The organism is Microbacterium umsixpiens, from assembly GCF_053543675.1.
Genome location: NZ_JBLVOH010000067.1, coordinates 7,516 through 9,774, shown reverse-complemented (window position 1 = coordinate 9,774; position 2,259 = coordinate 7,516). Strand labels below are relative to the sequence as shown.

At 69.5% G+C, this 2,259-nt stretch carries 2 protein-coding genes; both read left to right on the top strand.

The genetic code is table 11. The features are described from left to right. Positions 1-1,089, top strand: a 1,089-nt coding sequence (locus ACNPM4_RS06775; RefSeq protein ID WP_448985172.1) for an MFS transporter, incomplete at its 5' end; no start/stop codon positions are given. Between the two features lie 66 nt (positions 1,090-1,155). Further along, positions 1,156-2,259: alpha,alpha-trehalose-phosphate synthase (UDP-forming) (locus ACNPM4_RS06770; protein WP_448985170.1), on the top strand; the 1,104-nt coding region annotated here is incomplete at its 3' end.

The following is a 2,259-nucleotide window of genomic DNA, read 5'->3' as shown; positions in this document are numbered from 1 at the left end:
CTCACCTCGGCCGCCGTCGGTCTGGGAACGGCGTGCTTCGGCCCCCTTCTCGGCGCCGCCGCCGACCGGTTCGGCCAGCGGGTGGTCCTGGTCGTGCTCGCGCTGGCCAACGGCGCGATGCTCCTGCTCTTCACCTTCGTGGTCTACGGGGAAGCGGCCGACGGCTTCGTGCTGTTGGCGGCGGTCGGGATCGGCGCCACGGCACCGCAGGTCGCGCCGCTCTCGCGCTCACGTCTGGTCACGATCATCGCCGATCGAATGCCGGAGGCGCGTCGCGCGAAGACCGTCTCCGGGACGATGGCCTACGAGTCCGCGGCGGATGAGACCGTGTTCGTCTTCGGGCCGTTCCTGGTCGGCATCCTGGCGTCCGCGTTCGCTCCCTGGGCTCCGCTGGTGGGCGCCGCCGTGCTCACCGTCGTCTTCGTCGGCGCGTTCGCGCTGCACCCCAGCGGACGTCACGTGTCGCAGGACCGCGACGCGGATGGCAGAGCCCCGTCAGCGGTCTCGGAGCTGTTCCGGCCGCAGCTGCTCATCGTCGTCCTCGGCATTCTCGGCGTGGGGATCTTCTTCGGGACGATGCTCACCTCGCTGACGTCGTTCATGGCTGACCGCGGTGCACCCGAGCAGGCCGGGCTGCTCTACGGCGTGATGGGCGTCGGTTCGGCGGTGCTCGCGTTGGGCGTCGCCTGGCTTCCTCCGTCGTTCTCGATGCGCGCACGGTGGCTCGTCTTCGCCGGCATCCTGCTCGCCGGAACGCTCCTGCTCGGATTCGTCGACTCGCCGGGCACGATGATGCTCGCGCTGGCGATCATGGGAATCGGCATCGGACCCACCCTGGTCACGCAGTACAGCTTCGGGGCCGCCCGCAGCCCGCGTGGTCGCTCGGCGACGGTCATGACGATGCTGGGCTCCGGCGTCGTGGTCGGGCAGTCGATCGGCGCGGCCGTGGCCGGCGAGATCGCCGAGAACGTCGGAACGTCCGCCGCGCTCCTGCTCCCGATGATCGCGGCATTCATCGCCTTCGGCGCGGGAGTGGCGAACTGGGCGCTCAGCAGCGAGCGGCGTACACGTTCGTCGGTGACGGCCTGACCTCCGGCGACGGTATTCCGCGATCCTGGGTAGGTTTGATTTCACCGCTGATGTGAGGAGTCCCCCTTGACCGCCGCAGATTTCGTCGTCGTCGCCAACCGCCTGCCGGTCGACCGGGTGGAGGGACCTGACGGCGAGGAGGTCTGGCGCACGTCTCCCGGTGGGCTCGTGGCCGCCCTCGAGCCGATGATGCGCAACGTGCACGGGGCCTGGGTGGGCTGGGCGGGGCAGGCGGACGTCGAGCTCACGCCGTTCGAAGCCGGTGGGATCGAGCTGGTGCCGGTCGCGCTGAGCGCGGAGGAGATCGCGGAGTACTACGAGGGCTTCGCCAACGACACGATCTGGCCGCTGTACCACGACGTGATCGCGCCGCCGCAGTACCACCGCGAATGGTGGGACGCGTACGTCAGAGTCAACCGTCGGTTCGCCGAAGCCGCCGCCGCTGCCGTGGCGGAGGAGGGCACCGTCTGGGTGCATGACTACCAGCTGCAACTCGTCCCGCAGATGGTGCGCGAACTGCGTCCGGACGTGACGATCGGCTACTTCCACCACATCCCGTTCCCGGCTCACGGTCTCTACGCCCAGTTGCCGTGGCGGGATCAGGTGCTGCGCGGGCTGCTCGGTGCCGACGTCATCGGCTTCCAGCGCGCTCAGGACGCCACCTACTTCCTCACGGCCGTGCGCCGCAGACTCCGCTACGACGTCAAGGGACCGAACGTCTCGGTGCCTGACGGGGAGGGGACCCGCACGGCGCTGGCGCGGGCGTTCCCGATCTCCATCGACACGACGCCGTATCTCGAGCTCGCGGCCCGTGAGGACGTGCGTGCACGCGCCGCCGAGATCCGCGCGAGCCTCGGCAACCCGAAGCGCATCCTGCTCGGCGTCGATCGACTGGACTACACCAAGGGCATCCGCCACCGCATCAAGGCCTACGGGGAGTTGCTCGCAGAAGGGCGGCTCAACGTCGAGGACGTCACGCTCGTGCAGGTCGCGAGCCCCAGCCGGGAGCGCGTCGACGCGTACGTCCACCTGCGCGATGAGATCGAGCTCGCCGTCAGCCGCATCAACGGCGACACCGACACGATGGGCCACTCCGCCATCCGGTATCTGCACCAGGGGTATCCGCGCGAGGAGATGGTCGCCCTCTACCTGGCCGCCGACGTGATGCTG